The organism is Verrucomicrobiia bacterium (assembly GCA_035765895.1).
Taxonomy (GTDB): domain Bacteria; phylum Verrucomicrobiota; class Verrucomicrobiia; order Limisphaerales; family DSYF01; genus DSYF01.
In genome coordinates this window covers 49,282-73,483 of record DASTWL010000028.1, presented here as the reverse complement: position 1 = coordinate 73,483, position 24,202 = coordinate 49,282, and the positions used below count along the sequence as shown (strand labels likewise).

At 60.8% G+C, this 24,202-nt stretch carries 12 protein-coding genes; 7 read left to right on the top strand and 5 right to left on the bottom strand.

Annotation, left to right across the window (positions count from 1 at the left end; translation table 11 throughout):
• Nucleotides 1-45: 45 nt before the first annotated feature.
• The 3 genes from VFV96_06055 to VFV96_06045 all read right to left on the bottom strand — a co-directional run bounded on the left by VFV96_06055 (nt 46) and on the right by VFV96_06045 (nt 6,194).
• The gene (locus tag VFV96_06055) at nt 46-1,725 is read right to left on the bottom strand and encodes a hypothetical protein (GenBank protein ID HEU5069958.1); all 1,680 of its coding nucleotides are present in this window, start codon (nt 1,723-1,725) and stop codon (nt 46-48) included.
• A gap of 106 nt (nt 1,726-1,831) precedes the next feature.
• Nucleotides 1,832-5,176 carry a S41 family peptidase gene (locus tag VFV96_06050; GenBank protein HEU5069957.1) on the bottom strand — a complete coding sequence of 1,115 codons (3,345 nt, stop codon included), beginning with the start codon at nt 5,174-5,176 and terminating at the stop codon, nt 1,832-1,834.
• Nucleotides 5,177-5,231: 55 nt separating this feature from the next.
• Nucleotides 5,232-6,194 carry a DUF72 domain-containing protein gene (locus VFV96_06045; GenBank protein HEU5069956.1) on the bottom strand — a complete coding sequence of 321 codons (963 nt, stop codon included), beginning with the start codon at nt 6,192-6,194 and terminating at the stop codon, nt 5,232-5,234.
• A gap of 122 nt (nt 6,195-6,316) precedes the next feature.
• On the opposite strand from VFV96_06045, the gene VFV96_06040 reads away from it, so the two are divergent.
• Nucleotides 6,317-8,602: a GH92 family glycosyl hydrolase gene (locus VFV96_06040; GenBank protein HEU5069955.1), complete on the top strand. Its 2,286-nt coding sequence runs from the start codon at nt 6,317-6,319 to the stop codon at nt 8,600-8,602.
• Nucleotides 8,603-8,687: 85 nt separating this feature from the next.
• On the opposite strand, the gene VFV96_06035 is transcribed toward VFV96_06040, so the two are convergent.
• Nucleotides 8,688-8,942 carry a hypothetical protein gene (locus VFV96_06035; GenBank protein ID HEU5069954.1) on the bottom strand — a complete coding sequence of 85 codons (255 nt, stop codon included), beginning with the start codon at nt 8,940-8,942 and terminating at the stop codon, nt 8,688-8,690.
• Here VFV96_06035 and VFV96_06030 point away from each other — a divergent pair.
• Both VFV96_06030 and VFV96_06025 read left to right on the top strand, forming a co-directional pair.
• Entirely contained in the window at nt 8,931-13,442 is a 4,512-nt protein-coding gene (locus tag VFV96_06030) for a glycoside hydrolase family 98 domain-containing protein (GenBank protein ID HEU5069953.1), read from the top strand. The two genes, VFV96_06035 and VFV96_06030, sit on opposite strands and share 12 nt — an antisense overlap.
• A gap of 47 nt (nt 13,443-13,489) precedes the next feature.
• Nucleotides 13,490-15,595 (top strand): family 43 glycosylhydrolase, encoded by a 2,106-nt coding sequence (locus VFV96_06025; GenBank protein ID HEU5069952.1) that lies wholly within the window; start codon nt 13,490-13,492, stop codon nt 15,593-15,595.
• 142 nt (nt 15,596-15,737) lie between these two features.
• Here VFV96_06025 and VFV96_06020 read toward each other — a convergent pair whose 3' ends face one another.
• Nucleotides 15,738-18,089 (bottom strand): glycoside hydrolase family 95 protein, encoded by a 2,352-nt coding sequence (locus VFV96_06020; GenBank protein ID HEU5069951.1) that lies wholly within the window; start codon nt 18,087-18,089, stop codon nt 15,738-15,740.
• A 226-nt stretch (nt 18,090-18,315) separates the two neighbouring features.
• Here VFV96_06020 and VFV96_06015 point away from each other — a divergent pair, with 226 nt between their 5' ends.
• The 4 genes from VFV96_06015 to VFV96_06000 all read left to right on the top strand — a co-directional run bounded on the left by VFV96_06015 (nt 18,316) and on the right by VFV96_06000 (nt 24,191).
• Nucleotides 18,316-20,880, top strand: a complete 2,565-nt coding sequence (locus VFV96_06015) for an alpha/beta hydrolase-fold protein (protein HEU5069950.1) — start codon at nt 18,316-18,318, stop codon at nt 20,878-20,880.
• 81 nt (nt 20,881-20,961) lie between these two features.
• Nucleotides 20,962-21,996 carry a glycoside hydrolase family 43 protein gene (locus tag VFV96_06010; GenBank protein HEU5069949.1) on the top strand — a complete coding sequence of 345 codons (1,035 nt, stop codon included), beginning with the start codon at nt 20,962-20,964 and terminating at the stop codon, nt 21,994-21,996.
• A gap of 43 nt (nt 21,997-22,039) precedes the next feature.
• The gene (locus tag VFV96_06005) at nt 22,040-23,320 is read left to right on the top strand and encodes an endo-1,4-beta-xylanase (protein ID HEU5069948.1); all 1,281 of its coding nucleotides are present in this window, start codon (nt 22,040-22,042) and stop codon (nt 23,318-23,320) included.
• Nucleotides 23,321-23,336: 16 nt separating this feature from the next.
• The gene (locus VFV96_06000) at nt 23,337-24,191 is read left to right on the top strand and encodes a sialate O-acetylesterase (GenBank protein ID HEU5069947.1); all 855 of its coding nucleotides are present in this window, start codon (nt 23,337-23,339) and stop codon (nt 24,189-24,191) included.
• Nucleotides 24,192-24,202: the final 11 nt, after the last annotated feature.

Sequence of the window (24,202 nt, the reverse complement as noted above, 5' to 3'; positions counted from 1 at the left end):
AACTAAACTAAAACACCTATGCGCACCGCCCCTCCAAGGTGTCCATCAAACCGGGTGAGGCCCAGTGCAAAAAACATCTAAAGACTCCAACGTTACGGTCATCAAAACAATTTGGCTAAATTGTTTTTTATCCACATTTAGTTGTTGGCCGTTTGCCAGCCGGAAAGTGGCAATTTTATTCGTTTCGATAAAACGTTTAGCCTTTAAGGCTTGTTCGTGGGCATCAGCAACCAGCTTCTTGAGATTTTCAGCAATGGCTTCCCTGAACCCACCTCTAGCTTTGAGAGGAAAATTACCGGCTTTTGCTTCAACCAGAATCATCGTCTTGTCATAAATAACCAGTCCATCCAATTCGCCAGATTGCTTCTTCCCTTCGTCTTCAAATTCAAATTGCAAATTCTGGTGAATTTCTGCTCGCTTAAAGGCAGTCGATAAAAGCCGAAGAGATTCCCCCTCCAGAGCCTCAGCCCGTTTAGCAGAATATTTTTCCCAAATGTCCTTTGAAACTTTCTGGCCGTTTCTTGTGGCAGGGTTGAGCAGGCGTTCAAGCGTTGGGCGTATGGCCCAAATGATAAGCGCCGGATTCGGGCACAAGAATTGATCCTTGTGCTGGATGAATGGTTGAAGCTTTAGTGGATGGTTAGGCTTTGGCCATAAAAAGTCTTGCGATACAGAGCCAAACTGCAAAGAGAAAACCTTAAGGATTGAGACAACCCTATCTATTGCAATGCCGCTTGTTTGAGAAAGTTGTTGGGCAGAAAATGTTAGTGTAGCACCGAGGTTTGAGAAAAACGTTATGGCGTGAAGATTAAAAATAGCCTCTTTCGCTTTGCCAGCCGGTAACTCGCGAAGCTTTTCAAAAAGTGCGCGATGATTTTCGACTGGGGTTGTTCCGGTCTTGAGAAAATCTGCAAACTCTGCCCGAAGTTGTGACTCTAATTCTCGAATTCCCTTCCGGCCCTCAAAAAACTTTGCGTTCGTCAATTTATGCACTGCATTCTCAATTGCTAGTAAATCCTTGATAGTAAAACCCACCGTTTCAAACAACCACTTACCAAATGGCTCAAAGAGTAAAATCAACAGTTCGGCAAGATGATGGGGGTATCCAGGACTGCGTATCATCAATTCGCTGACAATTGTTTCGCGATGAAGTTCGTCAAGACGGGTAGGCGGCGTTGTGCTGCCTATATTTTCCAACAGGTAATATTGAACAGTTTTTTCAACAATTTCTTCTAAGCCCTCCATAACCTCTTGATAGAAATTACCGACAAACGGCGTGTCAGCAGAAGAAAACGGCCGTTTAAGACATAGCAATGCTGCATATTCTACCAATGCATCTTGGTGTTTGTGCGTTGGCTCTTTATACGTCTCTGGGTTAAGCGAGAGTTCTACGAGCATCAAGTTGGCGAGAAAATCAAACGAGTTGTGTCTGGCAATCAAAGCTTCCACCGATTTGACTTTTTGAGTCATTTCTTTCGGGAAATTTTTTGTAAACTCGGTTAGGGCGTTAATTAACTGAGTTTGCTCTTCGGGAGTTCGATGGGACTGAATTAAATCATAACGTCCATAGTTTTTTGCAAATATCCCAGGTCCGATTTCGACCGGTTCGGATGAAATCTTCTGCCCCGCTTTCTTTTTGTTTTTCTTTTTTGCCATCGCTGGTTGATAGGAGTTTAGTCCAAAGAATTTATTTGTTGAGCTTTGATTGAGAGAGCGAGTTTTCACGCCCGCTCTCCCGTTGGTTTACTCGTTCAGGAACAGTTTCCACTCCGCAACACTATGCGCGTTGCGAATGAGTGCCGTCACCGGCAGTTCCATTGGCGCACGCCGCCTATCGTTTGAACGACTTGTCGGGATACTTTGGCGCGGGCGGGACGGGATGGGGCTCTTTGGCGATCAATTCCTGGAGGTGCTTGATGGCGGCATCGAGTTGCGCGTCCGCGCCGGTGAAGGTGGCGTGCGGCAGGTTGTCCACCACGATGTCCGGGTCCACGCCGTGACCTTCAATCAGCCATTCACCTTCGGGACCGTAAACCCCGGTTTCGGCGGCCGTGGCCATGCCGCGGTCCACCAGCCAGCGCTGGGCGGAGAGCCAGATTTCGCCGCCCCACGTGCGCGTGCCGATCACTTTGCCCAGGCCCAGCCGCCGGAAGCCTTCGGTGAAGGCTTCCCCGTCGCTCGCGGTGTGTTCGTCGCAGAGCACCACGAGCTGGCCGCGGAAGGCGTAGTGCATGTTCCAGGTCGGCTCGCCGACGCGCGGCTGCCAGTAGAACCACGCCTTGCGCAGCAGTTTTTCCAGAATCCAGGCGTCGATGTTGCCGCCGTGGTTGTGCCGCACGTCGATGATCAGGCCCTGACGGTTGAACACGGGGAAGAAGTCGCGCGCCCAGTCGGCGATGTCGCCCGTGCCCATCGCCCGCAGGTGCACGTAGCCAATCTGGCCGTGGCCCTGTTGCTCGACGCGTTCGCGGCGGGTGAGTTCCCATTCGTCGTAGCGCAAATCCGCCTCGCGGCCGGTGGTGATCGGTTCCACGATGACCTTGCGCGGCTCACCGCCGGCCTTGGGTTTCACTTCGAGCAGCACCTGTTTGCCGGCCTGATTGCGCAGGAGCAGTTCCGGGTCGAGCGCGGGCAGGGTGGAGCGCCCGTTGATGCTGGTGATGAGGTCGCCCTCGGCCACGTTCACCGCTGGCTTGCTGAGCGGCGCGAATTGATCCGGATAATCGGGGTCGGCGCGGTAGATGTGGGCCACGCGCCAGCCGCCGCCGGCCGCGTCGCGCACGAGCTGCGCGCCCAGCGAAGCGAGTTCGATCTTGTCCGGGCCTTCGCGTTCGTCACCAAAGCGGACGAAGATGTGCAGCGCGGACAGCTCGCCGACCAGGTCGGAAATCACGTCGCTGAGTTCAGCACGGTCGCTGACGCGGCCGATCAGGGGCAGGTATTTCTGGCGCATCGCCGGCCAGTCCACGCCGTTCATGCCGCGGTCGTAGAAGAAGTCGCGCAACATGCGCCACGATTCGGTGTAAATCTGCCGCCATTCCTCGCGCGGCTGAATCGAGAACGTCCAGCCGTCGAGCTTGAACTCGTCGTCCAGCTTCGCGGGCGCGCTGGCGTCCGGGGCGATCACGTAAAACTTGTCGCCCTTGCGGACGAGCAGCTTCTTGCCGTCGGCGGACGGTTCATAATCCCGGAGGTCCTCCACCAGCGTCTTGGGCTTGGGATCCTGGTTGGTGATCTCCAACTGGCGGAGTTGCGATTTTGCGCCGAAGCCAACGTCGCGGGCGACGTAGAGCAGGTGTTTGGCGGCGACCGTGAGGCCGGAATAATTTCCGGGCGGGACGGGCACTTCAAAGAGGCGTGACGCCAGGCCTGTCATTTCAATCTTCACCGCGGGCGGCTTGGGCTTTTTGTCCGGCTCCTTCTTTTCCGCCTTGGCATCGTGGTCCGGCTTTTCGGAGTCCGCTGCACCGGCTTGTTTCTCAGCGTCTTTTTTGTTGTCCGCTTTCTCTTCCTCCTTTGGCTCATCCTTTTTCGCGTCGGCCTTGTCGGACTGAAGTTCGTCCTTGGGCTGAAAGGGCCAGCGTTCGGCCTGCGTCAGGGCCAGCGCGTAAAGCTTGGTGGTTTCGGTGAAAAACGGTTCGGGCTGGCGCACGCCCCAGGGACTCGCCACCAGCGAACGCAGCGAACGGTCGCTCAGGAAATACAGCCATTTGCCGTCGGGCGACCACGCCGGGCTGTAGCTCTCCACGCGGTCGCTGGTGACGGTGGTGTCGGCGGCGTTGGAAATGCAGAACAGGTGAATCTGCTGCACCAGGTTCGACGCCGAATCGACGTAAGCCAGCCATGCGCCGTCCGGGGACCACGCGAACTGCCGCAGGTCGTTGCGCGGTGAGGCGGCGACGAGCGTCGTCTGGCGGGTGGCCATTTCGTAAAGCCACAGCTTTTGGTCATTGTCCGCCCAGGCCAGTCGCTGGCCATCGGGCGAGGGGACGGCCCCGAAGCGGAACACGGTGCCGTTGGTGGTGAGCGCCGCACCCGGGCCCACGCCGTTGGCGGGCAGCTTCCAGAATTCCAGTTCGCCCGATTCGTCGGAAAGTGCCACGAGCGATTTGCCGTCAGGCAGAAAAACGGCGTCCCGGTAACGCACGTCCGGCTGGCGCGGCACTTCAACGAAGCGGCCCTGTTCCAGCGGTGCGACGAAAATTTGCCCGCGCGCCGTCAGCACCAGACGGTCGCCGTCGGGCGAGAGGTGGGCGCTGGTGAGAAAGTCCATCGGCTTCTTGACCCACCGTTCGCGTTCCTGATCGAAGTCCGACGCGAGTTCCACGTTGAGCGCCTTGTCCTGGCCGTTCGTAATCGTGAACAGCCACAAATCCGCGCCGCATTGATAAACGATGCGGCCAGCCGACAGCGCGGGCGATTTGACGTCGAAATTTCGGTGGTGCGTCAGTTGTTTGAGGTCCGTTCCGTCCGGCTTCATGGACCAGAGATTCATGATGCCGTCGCGGTCACTGACGAAGTAAATCCGGTTCTTCCACCACATGGGCGAGCGGCTGGTGCCTTTGAAGTCGGCCGTCAGCGGGACGGCCTCGTCAGCGCCATGGTCATAGCGCCAGAGATGTTCAATCCAGCCGCCCTGGTAGCGCTTGGTGCTGCTGCCCTGCCGGGAAAACCGGGTGAATACGAGCCGCTGGCCGTCGGGCGCGAAGGTGCCCTGGCTGGCCTGCGCCAGCGGCAGCACGGTCATCTGGTCGCTGTTCGGATCGAGCGTGGCGAGCTGCCATTCGGGCAGCGTCGAATACACCGTGGTGGAGAAAAGAATCGCCCCCGCCGGCGACCAGCCCACGAATTGCGGCGCCGCCGCCGTGAAGGTGCGCCGTGTGGGCAGTCCGCCCGCGAGCGGCATGGTGTAAACCTCCGCCGGCCCCTCGTATTCCGCGCAGAACGCGAGCGTCTGACCGTCGGGCGAAATGGCGGCGTGAGTTTCCCGGCCGGGATGCGTCGTCAATCGCTGCGCCACGCCGCCCTTCGTGCTGACGCGCCACAAATCGCCCTCGGCCGTGAACACGATGGTGTCATCGTGAAGGGTCGGAAACCGGTAGTAACCGCGGGGAGATTCGCCGCCCAAACTCGTCATGGCCATGCAAACGAAACCCAGCAGGAAAGGCGCTTTCATGGGCGGGGAGCATGAACCGCCGCGGCCATGGCAGCGAGATTTTTTGTCGCGCGGCTCAGGCGGTGGCTGGTTCGTCCTCGTCCAGTGCGTCGGCGATGGCGGCGAGGGTGCCGGGCGAGTGGCCCTCGAAACGATTTCCCGCGAGCAGCATCAGTTTGGTTTTGCCCCGGGAACGCAGGGCGCGCCGGGCCAGCGCCACCGCGGCGGCGCGCGTTTCGGGGTTCGGATCCTGAATCTTAGCGTAGGGGCTGAACCGGCGCACGGCTTCCTCGAACGTCCGGCCTGCGCGGAGCAGCAGCCGCGCGGCCAGCAGCGCAGAGTGGGTTTCACTGCCGGGCAGGGCCATCTGTTCCGCCAGCGACGGCACGTCGCCCCACGCGTTGTAAATGTGCGTCACGCCGTGGCGGGCAAGCACGGCGAAGTATTCGGGGCGCAGCCAGTGACGGTTGCGCAGTTCGATGCCGTAGGGCCAGCCGCGCGGCAGCCGGCCGAGAAATGCGTCGAGCGCGGCCACGAACTCCGCGCCCCGCGAGAATTCGCCCGGGCCGAAGCGCGAAAACTCGAAGGTGATCAGGCCGACGTGATGCCGGACCGGTTCCCAGGCCGCGAGGAACGCATCGGCAAACCGCTGCGCGTCCAGGAAGTGCGGATTGGCCCGGCCGGCGCGCGGGCCGAAGCGCGGCAGCGGGGGAAATTGCTTGAGCGTGATGTCGGCGCAGACTTTCGGCGCGAATTGAAAATGTTCCGGCACCTGTGCCGCGAGTTCCGCGACGGCGGCGGGGTCGAAGAATTTGTAATAGGTGGCGTCGAGCGAAACCGCGGGGAAGGTTTGGGCAAATTCGCGGAGGCAGTCGCGCTCGAAACGGGTCTGGGAAAAGCGTCCACGCCACACGTAACGGTCACGCTCGTAGATCGCGCCGAACCAGCCGGGATATTTCCACGACGAAGTGCCCAGGAAAACGCCACGGGCGGCGAGGCGCCGGAGTTTTGCGGCCAGAAGATCACGGTCGAAGGACATTGGACGCGGCCAAGGCAAGCCGACCCGGCGGCGAAAGTCAAATCGGCCACGGTGGCGTGTTGATCGAGCTGCGTGCGCGGCCGGGATTTACTCGGGGACGCCGGGCGGTTAAAGCTATCGGGATGATGCGAGGCACGAAAACAACCTGGCTGGCGGCCCTGTGGTTGCTGGGCGCCGTTACTTCTCCACTGATGGCCGGCAAAGCGCCGGTGGATTATGCAAATCCCCTGGTGGGCACGGCGTCACTGGATGATCCAAAATTACGCGGGAACGCGCCGCCGCCGGGTGAAGAAGCCTACACGGGCTTCACGTTTCCCGGGCCCGCATTGCCGCACCGCGACATTCTCCTCGGCCCGATCAACAAGGATCTCACCGAGGCGGCGGGCAATCACGGCATCATTTTTCCCTACGTTCACGACCGCCGCACCATGATTGGTTTTTCCGCGCCCATGCCCGGGTTGACGTTGATGCCGGTGGTGGGCGACTGGACGGTGCCGCCCGACCGGTTTTATGCCTCGCCGTATGACAAGGCGAGCGAACAGGCGTCGCCGGGCTATTACTCCGTGTTCTTTCCCGACAGCCGCATCCGCACGGAGCTGACCACTTCGGAACGGACCGGCTATTATCGGCTTACGTTTCCTGAGACGGATCGCGGGACGGTGTTGATCGATTTGGGCGCCGGCGAAAACAGCGTGGAAGTTGTGGACGACCACACGTTGCGCGGCCACAGCGGGCGCCGCGGGCGTTCTTTCGTGGCGGAATTCTCCAAACCGTTCAAAAGCTTCGGCACGTTCCGGCAGAATCCGCCCCGGCTCGAAGGCGCACGGGTGCGCCGGGACGACGCGGTCTTTCCGGGCGAACGCACGGTCACGGGGAGCTATGCGGGTGCGTTCCTGGAATTCGCGACGCGCGCCGGCGAAACCGTGCTCGTGCGCATCACGACGGGCCGCACTTATGAAGACGCCCGGCAACAACTGGAGGCCGAGTCCCGCGACTTCGACGCCGTGCATCAGGCGGCGCGCCGGGCGTGGAGCGAGAAGCTGAACCTCATCGAAGTCCACGGCGGCACGGAAAAGCAGCGGATGCTGTTTTACTCGACGCTGTATAATTCGCTGCTCACGCCCCGGTTGATGGCCAAAAAGGGCGAGCCACGCCCGGGCCGGAACGCGGCGGAATCCACGATCGATTACGATCGTTACAGTCCGATTGCGCTCTGGGACACGGGCCGCAACCAGATTGTGCTGCTCACGCTGCTGGAGCCGGAGGTCAAAACGAACATTCTGCGCACGCACCTCGAGATGGCCCGGGAATCGGGCTGGATGCACACGTCCTTTCATGGCGACAACGCGGTTTTCATGTATCTCGGCGATTGGGAGCGCGGCCTGCCGTTCGACTACGCCTCGGTCTATGAATACCTGCGCAAAAACGCCATGGACCCGGCGGGACCGCGCGGCAACCTGGCCGAATACCTCCAAAAGGGCTGGGTGCATGACAACGTGGTCGAGCATCCCAGCCCGCCCTACGCCGATGGCAACGCCGGCGTGGCCAAGACGCTGGAATACAGCTGGGACGACTACGCGCTGGCGCAGTTCGCCCGGAAACTGGGCAAGGAGGACGACTACCAGATGTTCCTCGCCCGCGCCCACAATTACACCAACGTGTTCGATCCTGCGACGGGCTTCATGCGCGGCCGCAACGCTGATGGTTCGTGGATTTCGCCGTTCGATCCGTTCGAGCCCTATTACAACTACATGATGAAAGAGGCGACTGGCTGGCAGACCCTGTGGCTGGTGCCCCACGATGTGCAGGGGTTGATCCAGTTGCTCGGCGGGCGCGAGAAATTTCTTCAGCGGCTCGACACCTTCTTCACCACGCCCTACCAGCCGAAGGGCATCGCGCGCGACGTGACAGGCATGGTGGGCTTGTATTGTCAGGGCAACCAGCCCGATCAACAGGCGCCGTATTATTACGATTACGCCGGGCAACCCTGGAAGACGCAGGCGCTCATCCGGAAAATTTTGGAGCAGATGTATGGCAGCGACGCCTGCGGACTTGCCTTTCCCGGCATGGATGATCAGGGGGCAACGTCCTCCTGGTATGTGTTCAGCGCGATGGGCTTTTACACCGTCGATCCCTCCAGCCCCAACTACGTCATCGGCAGTCCGATTTTTGACGAGGTGAAACTGCATCTGGGCAACGGGCGCACGCTGCTGATTCAGGCGCGAAACAACTCGGCGCGGAATGTTTACATCCAGTCGGCCACGTTGAACGGCCGGCCGTGGAACAAACCATGGTTCAGCCACGCGGACATTGTCCATGGCGGGACGCTGGTTTTCCGCATGGGGTCCAAGCCCAACCCCGATTGGGGCAGCACGCCCGACGCCGCTCCGCCTTCGATGAGCCGCTGAACCGGCTGCGGCTTCGGTTTGCCCCCGGATGGCGCACCGATGAAAATCAATGTGGCCGGAGCGTTTCGATTGTGTGGTTCCGTCGTCACGCGGCTTCGAACTGGTGTCCATCCAAATCTCCACGAAAAATACGACACTCGTCGTATTGGCCGCAGGGATTCAGCCGGCTACCTTCGCTGCGTTCAACCGTCCGGGCCGGCCTCGCCGGATGTCCGTCCTGGTCGTCCGGCGAACGGTCGGAGGCATTGCGCAGGCCGCCTACAAACTCCTGCTTCCGGACGCCAGCCGGGCCGCCCTGCGGATCAAGCCCGGCGCCGGGAAGCACGTTATGATCAACCACACCTTCAAACTGCGGATCGTTTTGGGCGCGCTTTGCCTCACGATGTTGTCGCCCGCGTTGGCCGAGTCCCTGAAGGTTGATTTTAACGGTAACCTCTTCGGCGCGACGGTCGAACAAACGCAGTCCGGATTTGCGGCGTATGACGCGCAGAATGAAGTGGCTGGCTCCTTCGGGCCGCGGTCTTACAGCGCGTTCGGCACCAACATCAGGGTCACACCGTCCTGGAGCGGAACGCCGGCCACCAACACCGCGCAGCAGGCATGGTGGCGCGACAACGCCTCCGGGTATTCCACCAATGCGGCGGACCGGCTCGACCTGCTGATTGACTGGATTGGCACCGATCCGCGTGAGAGTCCCGGCGACCCCCTGACGCTGACGATCAGCGGACTGCCGGCGGGAACTTATGGCTGGCTTTCCTATCACCACGACACCCAGAACCAGCAGGGGCATTTCCGCGTGACGGTGAACGATGCCGCGGGTTCGGCCGCAACGTCGGGATTGCAGGTCTCGAACACGCAAACGCAGGGCCGGACCAATCTTGCCCAGGTGACGACGTTCGCAACGGCCCTTGTCTCCGACGGGGTGAATCCGGTGAGTTTGGTCTGGGAAACGACGGATGCGCCGAACTTCAACACCATGTTTGTGATCAACGGATTCGAGCTTACCAACGATGTGGTGGTTGCCCCGCAGCAGGTGAACGCACCGTTGCGCCGGCCCATTTCGCCCAGCCAGCCCATGTGGCTGATCCATATTGATACGTGGAACTATCCCGACCCGCAGAAGATCATTGACCTCATCCCGCCCGACATCCGCCCGTATGTGGTGATGAACATCTCGCTCTCCATCAGCCATGATACGAACGGCGTGTTTCAAGTGGCTGAATACGGCTACGAGATCGCCAAGTCGTGGGTGAGGACCTGTGCGGAAAACAACATGTGGTGCATGGTGCAGCCGGCCAGCGGCGGCATGCACCAGTTCTCCGAGTTCGATCGTTCGCTTTACGAGGAATTCTTCCGCGACTACCCGAACTTCATCGGGTTCAATTACGCGGAGCAGTTCTGGGGCTACGATGATCCGAACGATCCGGTTTCCGCGGCCTGGACGGATCGGATCAGCCACTTCGCGGACCTGCTGGCGCTGTGCAGCAAATACGGCGGGTATCTGGTGGTGAGCTGGTGCGGAAACCAGTGGGATCCCAATATCAACCCGATTGCGATGCTGAAGCGCAACCCGGCCTTTGCGGCCGCCTGCCGGCAATACACGCAAAACTACATTCTCGAGGAGAAATATACCCAGCAGTCCTACCAGTCCGACATGGAGAGCGTCTGCCTCGGGGCCTACCTCTCGGGCTACAGCGGACAATATGGCATCCGCTACGATTCCACCGGCTGGTCCGATGCAACCGGCATCAATCAAAACTTCACGCTCGCGACGGGCGGCGCGGCGCATCTCGAACACATCATGCTGACCGGTGAAACCGTGATTGATGCGCCGGAGTTGATCTGGCAGCAGTGTTTCAAGGAAATCAGCGCCGGCGCGACCGACAACGGCTATACAATGCGTCGATGGCAAACCTTCCCGCAGTTCGACAATGTGAGCGTGGATATTTTCCGAAAGATTTTGGACGGGACCGTCCGCATTCCGAGCCGCCAGGAGGTTATCGCCCGCACCAAGGTGGTCATCATCGATGACGTCAATTCCGGAAGCACTGACGACGTTTACAGTTCGCCCGACAGCCTGTTTGAAGGGCTGTATCGCATGGACGGCGACGGCAATCTCAGAAACAACAAAACGTTCTTCAAGAAAACGGGGCGTTATCCGACCGTTCCGACCGTCTATCAACTGGCGGATTCCAATGCGAATGCGTTCGCGGTGAAGGTGAACAAGTCCGGTTACGTCGGCCGCTGGCCATCCATCACGGCCAAGACGAATGAATTCAACTCGTTGTTCCCACAGGAATACACGGGGGACATATACGCGGGCCGGCTTGAGAACCGATGGGTGATCTACAACCCTTACAAGACCAACCTGACCGCCAGCGGTTCCATCCCTTTCAAATACAATACCTGCGACCACGTTGATCTGTCGCTCTCGCGTTACACGTCGGGCGTCATGACGGAAACTTCGAATGGCGTGGCGTTTTACCTGTGCAATTACGACAACGACCTCGACACCAGCCTCAAGACCAATGTCATCAGCATTTACGGCAGCACGGCGGAACCGACATTCACTTGGGCGGACCGCGGCAGTCATGCGGCCAGTGCGGTTACCAAGAACTGGTCCGGCGGCGTATGGACTTTGACCGTGCGACACAACGGTTCCGTTGACATCAACGTGAACTGCGTCGGAACGGCCACCGGGCGGTTGACGAACACCACCCCGGCCGTGCTGATTGCACCGAACCAACCGATGTCTTCCTCCGGCGTCCGCCAGTATGAGGCGGAGTGTTTCGATTACAAAAACATCTCCGGCATCACGAAGAGCGGCTACTCCGGCAACATCCGCAATTACACGGGGCAGGGATATCTCCAATTCGGAACCAGTTCCTCGGCCGCGGTCAGGGATACCGTCAATGTTCTGAAGAGCGGAGCGTATCAACTTGAAACCCGGTATTCAGTCGTCGGCGCGGATGTGGGCACCATTGACCTGTTTGTGAACGGGATGAAAGTGACCACACCGGTGTTCACCCAGACGGCCATGCCCAGCGACTGGGCAGTCAACGAACAAACTGTCACCCTCAACGCGGGCGCCAACACGATTGAGTTCAAGGCGAACGGGACGGCGGCGAGTTCGGTCTGTTTCGACAACCTGGTCGTGGTGCCCACCGTGATCGCGGATGGAATTGTGATTCAGGAAAACCGGGCGGGATTCGACAGCGTGGATGGAACCATTGACAACGACCTTTCCGGATTCACCGGCGCCGGTTACGCCAACACCGCCGACACGAACGGCGCCAGCCTGGCCTGGAATCTTGATTTCGACGCCTCGGTGGTCAAGGCGTTCACCTTCCGCTACGCCAGCACCAATGACAGCACGGCCAACCTCATCATCAACGGCACCAACGTCGCCTCTGACATTCAATTTCCAACCACCGGGGCATGGACGAATTGGGGCTACGTCACGGTCTATGCCAGCACGGCTGCCGGGACGGCTGAAGTCCGGTTGCAATCCACCTCCGCGACGGGTCTGCCCGACATAGATTACCTGGAAGTCTCCGGCGGCTGGGCGGGAACGCCGCCGCCATCGGGTTTGTCCGCGGTGCCTGTGGCCGGCAACCAGATCAACCTGGCGTGGCTCGCCAGCAGCAATGCCACCAGCTACAACGTGAAAAGGTCGCTGACCAGCGGGGGCGATCGCACGGTCATCGCCACCGGCGTAACGGCGACCCATTTCAACGACACCGGCCTGGCGGGCGGCACCGCCTATTACTACGCCGTGTCGGCCGTGTCCGCCGCGGGCGAGGGGGCGGACAGCCCGGAAGCCAGTGCCACCACTTTGCCCCCCACGCTCCCGCCGGTGGCCGATGCCTATGTGCAAAGTTCCACGCCCACCTCGAATTTCGGCGGCGCGGCGGATTTGGTGGTCAAGAACAACGTCACGCTGGCCACCCGCATTGCTTATTTCATGTTTGATGTGCAGGGTTTGGCCAACGTGCAAAGCGCAACCGTAACGCTGGTGCCCAACCGGGTGGATGACCCCTCGGTGCCGATTTATTACGAGCTGGCGGGCACCAACTGGACCGAGAACGGCATCACCTGGAACAACCAGCCCGCCGGCACCGGCGTGTTCCTCAAGACCAACACCGTCGCCGTGGGTGTGCCGGTGGTGCTGGACGTGACGAGCGCCACGGCGGGCGCCGCCACGAACGGCGGCTTGCTTTCGCTGCGGGTAATGCAGCCCGCCAACAGCCTGAACGGCCTGGTTCAATTCTGTTCCAAGGAACATCCGACCAATAGCTGGCGTCCGGTGTTAACCTATCAGTTGCCCGCGAACACGCCGCCAATACTCGCGGCTGTTAGCAACCGGACAATCGGCGCCGGAGTGACGCTGAGCCTCACGAATGCCGCGACGGACAGTGATCTCCCGACGCAAACCCTGATCTACAGCCTGCTGAGTGCGCCCGCGAACGCCGCGATCAACTCCAGCAACGGCGTGGTCACCTGGCGCCCGTGGGTGACGCAGGCAAACACGACCAATCCGTTCGCCGTGAGGGTGGCGGACAATGGCACGCCCAGCCTGGGCGCCACGCAAAGTTTCGTCGTGACCGTCAGCCCGCTGACGCAACCGGCGGTTTCGCCGGTGTCCGCGACGGGCGGTCAACTGGTGTTGCAAATTAACGGCGACAGCGGGCCGGACTATCAGATTCAATCCTCAACCAATCTGGTGGACTGGACCGCGCTCCTGACCACCAATTCGCCGCTGCTGCCCTTTGTCTGGACGAATAATCCGGGCGCTGCGCCGCAGAATTTCTTTCGCATCCAGGCCGGGCCGCCGTTTTAGCGATACGCATTCGGCGGGTCCGCATCTTCCGCCACCAGAAAAAATCCATGAATCAATCCCTTCACCTTCGTTGGCCTGTAACGACATTGCTGGCCGGCGTCGCGCTTTTGAGCCACGCGGTCACATCAGCTGCCGCCGGGCTTCCTCCCGCGGCGACCCAACACTGGACCGCCGACAACGGGAATGGCACCTACTCGAACCCGCTGTTCTACGGTGAGTTTGAAGACCCGGACGTCATTCGCGTCGGCGACGACTATTATCTCGCGGGCACAACAATGCACATGAATCCGGCCGTGGAGATTCTGCACTCCAAGGATTTGGTGAACTGGGAACTGGCCGGTTACTGCCTGGACCGGCTGGATTTCGGCCCGGCCTACCGCCTCGAAGGCGGGAACATTTACGGCCAGGGAATCTGGGCACCCTGCATCCGCCTTCACAACGGGATGTTCTACATCTTTTCGAACGTCAACGGTGCCGGCCTGCAGGTGTTTCGTTCCGAATCCATCAACGGCCCGTGGGAACGGAATCAACTGCCGGGACGCCACGACCTGTCCGTCCTGTTTGATGATGACGGCAAGGTGTATCTCATCTCGGGCAATCACAGCCCTTATCCCATCGAAGAACTTTCACCGGATCTCCGGTCGTTCAAAACCGACGCGCCCAAGCGCCAACTGGACGCCCGGATGGGCGAGGGGCATCACCTCTACAAGATCAACGGCAAATACGTGGACGTCTCCGCCATTCCGGGAGGCACGGTGGATCAAATGGTCGCGGTGGCGGACTCCATTGACGGCCCCTGGCGGGTCGAGCGCATGGTGCAGGGCGAATCGCTCGGTGTGACGATTGCGGCGCCGGCGCACGCGCAGCCAAACGATCGCGGCCTGTGGCTGCACCAGGGCGGCATGTGCGACACGCCGTCGGGCGAATGGTGGAGCATCATCATGTCCGATCACGGCAGTGCGGGCCGCATGGTCAGCCTGGTTCCGATCACCTGGGACAACGGCTTTCCGCTCATCGGCCTGCCCGGCAATCTCCGCAAGGCGCCCAACACCTGGATCAAGCCGAACACGGGTTTCACGCAGAAACCCACGCCGACATACGTTCCTGACGACGACTTCGACAGCGGCCGATTGAATCCGCACTGGCAGTGGAATCACGTGCCCGACGACAGCAAATGGTCGCTGTCAGAGAAGCCCGGTGTGCTGCGTTTGCATTCGCTGCCGGCCACCAGCTTCTGGACTGCGCGTAACAGTCTTTGTCAGCGTCCGCCCGGGCCAGAGTCCATCATGACCGTCGAATTGAACACCTCCGGACTGGCTGTCGGCGATCATGCGGGCCTCGCGCTTCTGAGCACACCCTTCGCCGGCCTGGGCGTGGTGAGAACGGACACGGGCACAACGCTTCAGCGGTTTGAAGGTTCGGGCGGCCGGCGCGGCGCACCACCGGTGGCCGCTCAGGAACTGATCGTCGCAACGAACCCGCCAGCGCAGCTTTGGCTGCGGGTTCATTGCGATTTCGACACCGACGAAGCGGTCTTCAGTTGGAGCGGTGATGGCCGGAGCTTCACGGTCGTCGGTGAACCCTTCATCATGAAGTTTCAATTAACGACCTTTCAGGGCGTGCGGCCGGCGCTCTTCAACTTCAACACCTCCGGCCAGGCCGGCGGTTATGCGGATTTCGACAATTATGTCGTGATCGAACCGCGCGCCCGCGGCATTGAGCGCGAAATTCCGACGGGTCGGACGATCACCCTTACCAGCGGCGCTGACGGCAGCCTCCTCGCCGCCGACGCGCAGGTCAACGCGCTGATCAACGTCGCCGCGGATTCACCGCAGGCGAAGGGGCGGGACGTCGATTTCCAGGTCGTGGATTTGGGACTGGGCCGCGTTGCGCTGAAGGCGGCCAATGGTCGTTTTGTTTCGGCGGCCGCGAGCGGCGTGGTTTTGAAGAATCTTGCCGACGGAAAACCCGGCGCCGCCGAATCTTTTCAGTGGGTCAACCTCATGCGCGGCGACACGATGCTCATGTCGTTGACCAGCCATCGTTACCTCGCGGCCAAACCGAACGCGCCCGGGCCCGTTACCGTGACAGCCACCGGACCGCAGCCGGCGCGCCAGGGTGGGGCGTGTTTCAAGTGGCAGGTGGTGAAATGAGTTTCGTCGGCCGGAGTTGCGCGCGGAGCGGAAGAATGAAACCCGAGCGGACTGGCTGGGGGCCTGGTCCACGGCGGGTTCATGTTGGAAACTCGCGAAGCAAATTCGGGCATCAATCCTTTTACGGACTTGTCGGTGGGGATTATTTGATGCGTTCCAACGCTTGGTTGAGTTGAATTGTCCTGCCCGGTTTCAATTGGATTTCCGTGGTCCGGTCGCCATATCGGACCGTTGCTTCCCTGCCGCCGACCGATTTGATTTTGACGTGCGTGAGCTTTCCTTCGTTCCACGCGACTTCCACTTCAAAACCGCCTCGCGCCCGTAGCCCGATAACCCTGCCGTTCGGCCAGGCCGCAGGCAGGGCGGGAAGGAGTTCGATTTCGCCGCTGTGACTTTGCAACAGCATCTCGGCGATGGCGGAGGTGCCGCCAAAGTTGCCGTCAATCTGGAAGGGCGGATGCGCATCGAACATGTTCGGGTAGGTGCGCGACGGATCGAACAGGTGCTCGATGATGCTGAAGGCGCGGTCGCCGTCATGCAGGCGCGCCCAACAATTGATGCGCCACGCAATGGCCCAGCCAGTCGTGATGTCGCCGCGCGTGTTCAGCGTGACCTTGGCGGCGTTGGCGAGATCCGGCGTTCCGCGCGGTGTAATTTGGTCGCTGGGGAAGAGCGCGTATAAATGGGAAATGTGGCGGTGCTGCTGCTCGGGGGCCCGGGCATCCCAGTCGGCCAGCCATTCCTGCAACTGGCCCTGCTTGCCAATCTGGAGCGGCGCCAGCCGGGCGCGGGCCTGTTCGACCTGCCGGCGGAAGTCCGCATCGGTGTTCAGAATCGTGGCGGCCTCGATGCAATGGGTGAACAGATCCCGCAGGATTTCCTCATCCATGCTCGGGCCCGCGCAAACGGCGGAGCCGAAGGGATGCTGATTCTCGGGCGAGATGGACGGATTCGTGACCAGCCAGTGATTCGTCGGATCCTCCTGCAGCGTATCAAGGAAGAACTGCGCCGCGCCGCGCAGGATGGGGTAAACATCCTTGAGATACTTCTGGTCGGGATTGAACACATAGTGGTCCCACAAATGATCGCACAACCAGGCGCCGCCGGTTGGCCACATGCCCCATTCCGGACCATCAATCGGCCCGCTCGCCCGCCAGAGATCGGTGTTGTGATGGGTGACCCAGCCGCGGGCGCCATACATTTCTTCAGCGGTGCGCGCGCCGGTATGGGAGAGGTCCTTCACCATCGCGATCAGCGGCTCGACGCATTCGCCGAGGTTGCATGCTTCGGCCGGCCAGTAGTTCATTTCGGTGTTGATGTTGATGGTGTATTTGCCGCCCCAGGGCGGATTCATGCTGTCGTTCCAGATGCCCTGGAGGTTGGCCGGCTGGCTGCCGGGACGCGAGGAACTGATCAGGAGATAGCGGCCGAATTGAAAGTAAAGCGCGGCGAACTGCGGGTCGTTGCCGCTGCCGAAGTTCTTGATGCGCTCATCGGTCGGCAATCGCATCGCGTCGTTGTGGCCCAGATCGAGCGCGACGCGGTGGAACAAACGCTGGTGTTCCTGGATGTGCGCCGCGAGCAGCTTTGCAAATTTCTTCCTGGCCGCGGCGGCGATTTGCTTTTTGACGATGCGTTCCGGGTCGCCGCTCACGTCCGCGTAGTTTATGTAGCTGGTCGCGGCTGCAATAAAAATTGTGGCCGCGTTCGCGTGAGCGACCTCGACCGAATTGGACGTGGTGGAAAGCGTTCCGCCGTCGGTCAACACGCGGGCACGGACCTGGAATTGGAGCGCGCCCTTGATTCCGTCAGCGCTGCCATTCACGCCGCGCAGGACCAGAGTGTTGCCGGACTCGGTTGTGAGGGTGGCGTTCTGCGGGGTTTGCAGGCCGGCGGAGAAATTGATCGCGCCCTTTTTGTCCGCCGTGAGCCGGACGACAATGACCTGATCCACGGGGCTCGAGAAAACCTGCCGTTTGAAGTGGACGCCTTCCGCCGTGTATTCAACTGCCGCCACGGCTGTGTCCAGGTTGAGGTCGCGACGATAATTATCCACCGCGGCTGTTTCAGGGAACGTGAGGAGCAAATCCCCGGCCGGTTCGTAAGGCATCTGGCCGACGGGACGGGAAATCACCTTCTGACTGATCAAATGCGCGGCCTCACGATATTTGCCGTCGAAAACCAGTTGCCGCACCTCTGGCAGGGCGGCGCGCGCCTCTGGATTGACCGGGTTATACGGGCCGCCGGCCCAGAGCGTGTCCTCATTCAATTGCAGTTGCTCGCGGTTGACGCCGCCGAAAACCATCGCGCCCAGCCGGCCGTTGCCGACAGCAAGGGCTTCGGTCCAGTTGGCGGCGGGCTGACGATACCACAGGCTCAGGGGTTCGGTTGGCGCCGATGACTGACCGGTCAGGGCGGGGTCGGCGGCGCGCAGTCCGGTGCCGAACCCGAGGACAAACAAACCAAAAGCAAGGCGACAGAGGAGAGGATTCATGACGATTTGATGCAAGGTGCGCGATGTGATGACCCGTGTTTGGTGGCCCATTGCCCGGCCGTTTCAAAACGATGACTGTTCCGGCGGTGGGCACGATGGCTGAGGGACAGCCTCATATATCAGGGCCCCTGCGCACAACCAAATACGACACTTGTCGTATGTTCGACAGGCGACAATCCCGGTTAATCTCGTTCCTGCCAATTCATTCCGAGGACCAAAACTGCCGATGAAGACGAAAATTGCATTGCTGGCGCTAACATCCCTCGTGCTCTGTCCGCCGGGCCGGGCGCAAACCAACCCTGCGGTCGAGGATTTCAAGCCGTCCTCGTTGAATCAGCCCGGCAAACAATATCCGCAGGTCGATTCCGAGCGGCGCGTTCGGGCTCGGGTCATCGCTCCGGAAGCCCAGAGCGTCGCCCTCGACATCGGCGGTGTGAAATATCCGCTCACCAAGGGCGAGGGCGGTGCGTGGACCGGCGAATCGCGTCCACAGGATGAGGGGTTCCACTACTACCAGCTCGTGATTGATGGCGCGTCGGTGCCGGATCCGGGCAGTCTCTATTTCTACGGCGCCAGCCGCTGGGGCAGCGGGGTTGAAGTTCCGGCGCAGGATCAGGATTTCTACGCGCTCAAGAACGTGCCGCACGGCGACCTGCGGGAGGTGCGCTATTACTCCAAGGGCGCCGACGCGGTGCTGCGCTGTTTCGTTTATACGCCGCCGGATTACGAGCAGGATTCGTCCAGGCGTTATCCGGTCCTGTATCTGCAGCACGGTGGCGGCGAGGATGAAACCGGCTGGGGCAATCAGGGGCACGCCGGTCTGATCCTGGACAACCTGATCGCCGCGGGCAAAGCGCGGCCGTTCCTCATCGTGATGGCGAACAGCTACGTGCCCGGCGCCAGCATGTTCGGCGGCGGGCCGGCGGCGGTGGATGCGGCGGGCCGGCCGCTTTCGCGCAGCATTTCCGGGCCGGGTGGACGTTCCTACAATCCCGGCGCGTTTGCCAAAGTGCTGATTCAGGACTTGATTCCCTACATTGACGGCCATTACCGCACGCTGGCGGATCAGCCCCATCGCGCGATGGCCGGGCTCTCGATGGGCGGCATGCAAACACGTGCCATCGCGCCGGCCAATCTCGATACATTCTCGCATATTGGCATCTTCAGCGGCGGCAGCATTGCGCCGTCGGAAATCCCCGATCTGGATGCCTTCAAGCAAAAGGTCAAAGTCGTGTTCGTCAGTTATGGCAGTCGCGAGAACGGCGCCGCGGGCAGGGCGAACGTCGAGGCGCTGCAACAAGCCGGCATCAAGAGCGTGTATTACGAATCACCCAATACCGCGCACGAATGGCAATCCTGGCGGCGCAGCCTGCACGCATTTGCGCCGCTGCTGTTCGAAGATCAGCCGCTGCCAGCCGCCCTCGCCCAGACGACTGCTGAAAGCCGTGCTGCCACGCCCGCGCCGACAGTGAACGCCCCATCCGCGCGAACGATCCGCGTCAACGCCGGAGCCTCCAGTTCACTGACCGATGCCGGCGGCGTGGTCTGGCAGCCCGACCAGGGATTTGAGGGAGGCGACGTCATTGAACGTCCGGATTTGCCGATCGAGGACACCAAGCAGCCGGAGATTTATCGTTCGGAGCATTACGCAATGGATTCGTTCAGTCGCAAGGTTCCGAACGGAAAGTATGTGGTGAAGCTGCACTTTTGTGAAACCTACGAAGGCATCACCGGGCCGGGCGAGCGGGTGTTTTCGTTCGAGGTCGAGGGCACGGCGTTTAAGGACTTTGATGTGTGGAAAAAAGCCGGCGGGTTTGCCCGTGCCTATGTCGAGTCAGTGCCGGTCGAAGTTGCCGACGGCCAGCTCGACATCAAGTTCACGCCCAACATCGAGAACCCGCAGATCAACGCCGTTGAGATTTTGCCAGCCGAAGCCTCGGGAAATGACAAAGCGTCCGCGCCGGCCGCATCCCGGGAACCGCGAATTCGCCGCGGACGTGAAATCAAGCTCGGCCCGGATGACCAGCCGGCCTTCGCTGAGCCGCCGGCGGGATTTGCGGACCGGCGCGAGGGCATCCCGCATGGCCAGTTGGAAATGATCGAATATGAATCGAAAACCGTCGGCACCACGCGCAAGATGCAGGTCTACACGCCGCCCGGCTACACGGCAGACAAGAAATATCCGGTGTTGTATCTCCTGCACGGCATTGGCGGCGACGAAACGGAATGGGAACGCTTCGCGCATCCGGACGTGCTGCTCGATAATTTGATCGCGGAGGGCAAAGCCGTGCCGATGATCATCGTGATGCCCAATGGCCGTGCGCAGAAGGATGATCGTCCCGGACCCAACCCGATGGCGACGGCGCCCGCGTTTGTGCGGTTCGAGGAAGACCTGTTGAACGATGTGATTCCGGCGATTCAGTCGCGTTACAGCACCTCCACGAATCGCGAGAGCCGGGCGCTGGCCGGCTTGTCGATGGGCGGCGGACAGACGCTGAACTTCGGTTTGGCACACCTCGATACGTTTGCCTGGCTGGGCGCATTTTCATCCGCGCCAAACACGAAGCCGCCGGCCGAGTTGGTGCCGGATCCGGCCGCGGCAAAAAGCCAGTTGAAGCTGCTGATGCTTTCCGCCGGCAATCAGGACGGGCTGCTCGGCATCAGCCAGGGGGTTCACACTTATCTCAAGGAATACAATGTCCCGCACATCTGGCACGTGGATGGCAACGGGCATGACCCGACGCATTGGCAGCACAGCCTGTATCACTTCGCGCAGTTGATCTTCCGTTGAAACCGGAATGAGCCGCCCAATTCCGCCCTGAACGACCGGCCTGAAGGACGAAGCATGACAAGACGAATTGAATTCCTGATTTTGAGTTCCGCCCTTGCGATCTTTCTCCTCGCTGGCGCATCAGGCTGGCTTCGGGCCGCAGAGGGGCCATCCGTTCCAGCGCCGGGTTCCAATCCCATCATCCGCGATGTGTTCACTGCCGACCCTGCGCCGGTGGTCATCGGGGACACCGTCTATCTTTACGTTGGCCACGACAATGCCGCGGACGGCGAGATGTTTACCATGCCGGACTGGCTCTGCTTTTCGAGCCGGGACATGAAGCATTGGACGGCGCACGGCGTGGTGCTGAGTCCCACCAATTTCTCCTGGGGCTTGCCCAATTCAGCCTGGGCGGCGCAGGTCGTGCCGAAGGACGGCAAGTTCTACTATTTCGTAACCGTGAAGGGCGACCGCACCGCGCCGGGCAACAACATCGGCGTGGCCGTGGCCGATGCGCCGACCGGCCCATTCAAGGATGCCATTGGGAAACCACTCATCCGCGACAGCATGACGCCCAAAGCCAAACGTCCCTGGGAGGACATTGATCCGACCGTTTGGATCGAGGACGACGGAACCCCATGGCTGTGCTGGGGCAACGGCGACTGCTACCTGGTGAAGCTCAAACCGAACATGATCGAGCTGGCCGGCGAGATTCAGAAGGTGGATGTGCCGAACTACGTCGAAGGTCCGTGGCTCTACCGACGCGGCAAATTGTATTACCTTGTCTATGCTGCGATGTTTCCCGGCAACGGCGCCGAACAAATCGGTTATGCCACGGCGGAGAAGATCACCGGACCGTGGACGCCGCGCGGCAAGCTGACCGGTTCGGCCCGGAACAGTTTTACGATTCATCCGGGCATCATCGAGTTCAAAGGCCGGTGGTATTTCTTCTATCATTTTGCGGGACTGACGTTGCATGGCCAAAAGGGCGCGCTCGGCCGGCGGGCCGTGTGCGTCGAATACCTCGATTACAATCCCGATGGCACCATCAAGCCCATCACTCAAACCGAAGCGGGAGTCAGTGTTCCCCCAGAAAAAATGGAAGTCGGCGGCCCAAGCGGGCCTTCGACGAATTGACGGACAACTTCGACGCATCGCAAGCAAACAGAAACCCAGGCAAATGAAACTGCACTTTTCCAAATCCGGTCTTCGCCACCGCCTCTCCGTGGCCGTGTTGCTGGCCTTCGGCGCCAGCGTCTGGTCGGCGGAAAAGCCCACCCTGAAGGAAGCCTGTCGGGGGCACTTTTACATTGGTGTCGCCATCAATCGCCCGATCGCCACGGGCACGGCGGTCGGGGCGGACAACGTCAGCCGCACGCTTGACGAGGTGCGCGCCGACACGGCGCTGGTGCTGGAGCAATTCAACCAGATCGCGCCGGAGAACGACCTGAAATGGGCGCTGATTCACCCGCAGGCCGGCCCGGAAGGTTATGATTGGGCGCCGGCCGACGCTTACGTGAACTTCGGGCTGAGCCACAACCTGTATTTGGTCGGTCACACGCTGGTCTGGCACGGACAAACCCCTGGCTGGGTTTTCGCGGGAACCAACCTGCCGCCGGCAACGACGAATGCGATGAACGGCGAGGCGAATTCGCGGGAGGGCCGCCGGTTTGGACGCGGTTCTGGCTGGAGCTGGTTGAACCGGCCGCACGCCTCGCGCGAAGAACTTTTGGAACGGATGCGCGAGCACATTCACACGGTCGTGGGGCGCTACAAGGGGAAGATCAAGGTTTGGGACGTCGTGAACGAGGCCATCTCGGACAATGGCACGAACGTCCTGCGTAATTCGCCGTGGTCGGAACTCATCGGTCCTGACTTCATTGCCAAGGCGTTTGCCTACGCGCACGAGGCGGACCCGGAGGCGATTCTTCGCTACAACGACTACGGGCTGGAGAATCCGGTCAAGCGCCGCAAGCTCATCACGTTGATCAAGTCACTCCAGGAGCAGGGCGTGCCGGTCATGGCCATCGGTTCGCAAACCCACGTCAGCGTTTCCGGTCCGAGCTTCGAGGAGATGGACCGGACTTTGACGGACCTTGAATCGCTGGGGCTGCCGATTCACATCACCGAACTCGACGTCAACAGCGCCGAAGGGGGCCAGCGGAATTTCGGCGCGGACATCTCCGAGAACGCCACAACCACGCAGGGCGGACTGGTTGAGCAGGCCAACCAACGTCTTGCCGACCAGTATGCGAGCCTCTTCAAGGCGTTCCTCAAGCACGAGCGGTCGGTGCAGATGGTGACCTTTTGGGGCGTCAACGACGCCGTTTCGTGGCGGGCCGGTGGCCGGCCGTTGCTGTTCGATGGTCATGACCGGCCCAAGCCGGCCTACGACGCCGTGCTGCGCGTGCTCAGCGGAGAAAAGTTGAGCCTGCCGGAGCCGGCCGCCCGTCAAAACTGAGCCGCAGCCAAAGACCATGAAACGAAAATGGAACATGCTGCTGGTGGCCGGGCTGCTCTTATGCGCAGCGAGAGGGTTTTCCCAGGACACAAACTTCTTCGTGTTCCTCTGTTTCGGCCAGTCGAACATGGAGGGCTTTCCCGGCATCGAAGCATCCGACCAGGGACCGGTGAATGATCGCTTCAAGGTTCTGGCGGCGGTGGATTTTCCCAAGCAGGGCAGGGTGGAAGGCAATTGGTATCCGGCCGTCCCGCCGCTGTGCCGGCCCTCAACGGGATTGTGCCCGGCGGATTATTTTGGCCGGACGCTGGTCTCGAATCTCCCGCCGAACATCAAGGTGGGCGTCGTCAATGTCTCGGTCGGCGGCTGCAAGATCGAGTTGTTCGAGAAGGACCGCTATCAGGCCTACGCGGCCACCGCGCCCAGTTGGATGACCAACATCATCCGCAGCTACGGCAGCAACCCGTATCAACGGCTGGTGGATCTGGCCAGGCGGGCGCAACGGGACGGCGTCATCAAGGGCATCCTGCTGCACCAGGGCGAATCCAACACGAACGACAAGGAATGGCCGGGCAAGGTGAAGGGCGTTTACGATAATCTGTTGCACGACCTGAACCTCAAAGCGGAGGAGGTGCCGCTGATTGCCGGCGAAGTCGTCAATGCGGATCAGCAGGGCGCGTGTGGCAGCATGAACCGCATCATTGACGATCTGCCAAAGACCATTCCCACCGCGCACGTCGTTTCGTCAGCGGGCTGTGCCTGCCGGCCGGATCATTTGCATTTCACCGCGGCCGGTTACCGGGAACTGGGCAGGCGCTATGCCGAAACGATGCTGCCGTTGCTCAGTCGCCCGCTTCCCGGCGCCAAATGAAGCGCGGTGTT